Source organism: Flaviramulus basaltis (genome assembly GCF_900114265.1).
Classification (GTDB): Bacteria; Bacteroidota; Bacteroidia; order Flavobacteriales; family Flavobacteriaceae; genus Flaviramulus; species Flaviramulus basaltis.
Genome location: NZ_FPKV01000020.1, coordinates 1 through 3,123 on the forward strand (window position 1 = coordinate 1; position 3,123 = coordinate 3,123).

Annotated in this window: 3 protein-coding genes; all 3 read left to right on the forward strand. The window is 29.1% G+C overall.

The window, feature by feature from the left end; translation table 11 throughout:
- Positions 1–245 precede the first annotated feature (245 nt).
- The 3 genes from BT151_RS18255 to BT151_RS18700 all read left to right on the forward strand — a co-directional run bounded on the left by BT151_RS18255 (position 246) and on the right by BT151_RS18700 (position 2,907).
- Positions 246–1,661, forward strand: coding sequence for a hypothetical protein (locus BT151_RS18255; RefSeq protein WP_072403803.1), 1,416 nt, complete (start codon positions 246–248; stop codon positions 1,659–1,661).
- Positions 1,624–2,334, forward strand: coding sequence for a peptidase associated/transthyretin-like domain-containing protein (locus tag BT151_RS18260; protein WP_072403804.1), 711 nt, complete (start codon positions 1,624–1,626; stop codon positions 2,332–2,334). Before BT151_RS18255 ends, BT151_RS18260 begins: the two co-directional genes overlap by 38 nt.
- Positions 2,335–2,574: 240 nt before the next feature.
- Complete coding sequence (locus BT151_RS18700; protein WP_171946668.1) at positions 2,575–2,907, forward strand: hypothetical protein; 333 nt, start codon at positions 2,575–2,577, stop codon at positions 2,905–2,907.
- Positions 2,908–3,123: the final 216 nt, after the last annotated feature.

Below are 3,123 nucleotides of genomic sequence, written 5' to 3' on the forward strand. Positions count from 1 at the left end.
TTGCTAAAAAGTGAAAAGCAGAATTTAGTCGGATAATTTGAATCATGAAAAAACAACGAAATGGCAACACCGTATATAAAAAATAGCTAGTTTTAGCTTAACTAATGTTAGTTGCTTTATTTGCTTGCTTCTGATTTTCCTGCGGAAAATCCTCGCACACAAACACGCAACTTTCCATATACATAAACGTTGTGGTTTATATAACCACAGAATTAAAATTATTTACTAACTTTAAACCAAACGTTATGAAACAAAAACTAAAAAATTATTTTAAAATTGGAACTCTATTCTTTGGAATAGTTTTACTCTTTACAAATTGTGAACAGCAAGTTATTAATGAAGAACTTAAAAATCAGACAAATAGTTATGAAACTGAACTTACTGCCCTAGCTAAAGATTGGTTTAATCAATCTAAAAATAATTTATTAATCCTTAACTATACAAAAACAATAGACTGGGAACATGCCATTGTTTCAAATGGAAATAATGGAGATATTATTGAAATACCTTTAATTCTCAATAATGATTATTCAGTTAAATATAACAAAGATACTTCTATAACATCATTTTATAGACTTATTTTTGTAAAAGACCAAACAAATCAATATGAGTTATACACATTAATAATAAGTACAGATGACAATTCATTTGATAACAACAGTAATAAGTTTAACTATTATAACTTACAAGATAATTTTAACGGTTTTACTGTAATTTTAAATTCAAAAAATGAGTTGGATGCTTTCAACAAATATCAAAACGGTGAAAAATTGACACATCCTAAAAACAATAGTTTATTTGCCAAAGAACCTGTTTTTTGTACTTATTTCGGATATTATATTTGTGATACTAATAATGCTTGTGTTTTTGAACCATTATGGCTTGTTGGTTGTTCTCAAGGCGGCGGTGAAACGGCACCTAATAGTGGTTATCATAGTACTGGCGGAGGTACTGGTGGAGGTAGTGTTAAGATTACAAACGGTCTTACAAATCCTTGTGCTAACAATATTTTTGATGAACTTAATATTGAAATGATTAAAAAAGATTTATTAAACAAGTTCATGACTACACCAAATGGCGTACAACTAACTTTTGCAGAATCTATATTAAAATTGTTTAATGATTCAGATAAATATAATTATACCATAAAAAATGAAACCCTTAACTCTAATACAGCTGCTTCAACAGTTACAACTACTACTACATTAAATAATATGTACCTCAAGAATGCAACCCAATTATCTATTTCTCGAACAATAATACATGAAATGGTACATGCATTTTTGAATATAAAGTACAAAGATCCTTTTTACTCTGGTTTTGATTTTAGGCAAAAAATGGAGTTGTATGCAGAGGAAAGCGGTTGTGACATAAATGATGTAGAGAGGTTTCATCATGAATTCATGGGGCAATATGTTGACGCAATAGCTATCTCTTTATATAATTGGGATACTAAATATGGAACTGGTGGGAATCTAGGATGGGATTACTATAAAGCTATGGCTTTTGGAGGTTTATTTTTTGAAGAAAATGGGACTATACAAGAAACCTATTCATTTCAAGTATTAATACCTAATCAAACAGATAGAGATAAAATTAAAAATATTTTAAAAAATGAACAAGATGGTAATTCAAATTCAAAAGGGAAAAAATGCGATTAATAAGTCTTTGTTAATTTTAGCTACCTTATACTTTTCTAATTTATATTCTCAAAATATCCTTAAAGGTACTTTTTGCACAGATTATGAGATGAAAGATTTTTCTGATTGCTTAATATTTAGGGAAGATAAAACATTCGAATTCAACCACTCAGGTGATACAGGCACACTTGAATATGGGGAAGGAGAATATAAATTTATTGGTAATAAACTAATTTTAAATTACAATAAAACATCAGCAAAAAAACTTGGATATTACAAATTAAGTATTTGGGATAACAACTGCGACAGCATTAATTTAATTGTTAATGTTTTTAATAGAAGAACAAAAGAGCCAATAAAATATGCAAATGTTTTTTTCAAAGACAATACTAATAAAATGGGCTATAATGGTGCTAGTGCAAATGAAAATGGCATGGTAAAACTTGTTATTAATAAAGAAAAAAATATTATCGAATTAAATGTTGTTTATCTTGGTTTTTTAGAACAAAAAATCAATCTAATGAGGAATAAAAATTATATGATTGAAGTCTACTTAAAAGAAGTTTCAGATGAGGCTGGAATTCCAATACTTAATCAAATAGATAGCTTTGAGATTGTAAAAAAGAAACCTAAATATTTTACAGTTCAAAATAAAGAAGGGAAAATTGTTACTTGGAAAAAACGAGATGATTAAATACAAACCACAACACGGTATATAAAAAATAGCAGTTAAGTGCCAAACCAAAAATTTGGTTCTTTTCTGCTATCTTAATAACTAACCGAAAAACGGCACACATAAATCTGCTACTTTTCATATACCAACACGTTGGCAGTAAGCTGAAAATCGATGAATTATAAAAATCTGATATTAATTTTAACCTTCTTAACTTTTGGACTTGTTAGCGGACAAAACCAAAACGCAGAAAATATTAATGTGAGATACTTATATGGCAACGATTCAGAAGTCTGGGAAGTCAATAAAATTGAACCAAATGATAGAATCATATTGACTAAAAGATTGGAATACAACAGCGAATACAAAGAATTAGTAACAATATTTTACTGGAACGGCGGACTTAAAGTTGGATATCCGAAAAACTCTGAAAAGAACGATGGAGAAACAACACCGAAAATAGGAATGTGGAAAATTGACCAAAGTAATCGGACTTTGTCAACTACTATTTCCTTGGGCGATTTCGGAAATAAATTTCTTATTTTAGAATTAAACCCTAACCGATTAATATTAATTAAATTGAACAAAGAATAAAAGCCTACTGCCAACACCGTATAAAAAAAATTGCTAGTTTTAGCTAAACCAAAGTCAGTTGCTCGTTTGCTTGCTTCTGATTTTCCTTCGGAAAATCCTCGCACACAAACACGCAACTTTCCTTATACATAAACGTTGTGCTTCATTACCACAAACCGCTAACCAATGATAAAATTCTTTAGAAAAATTAGACAAAACTTGCTTAAGGAAGGAAAA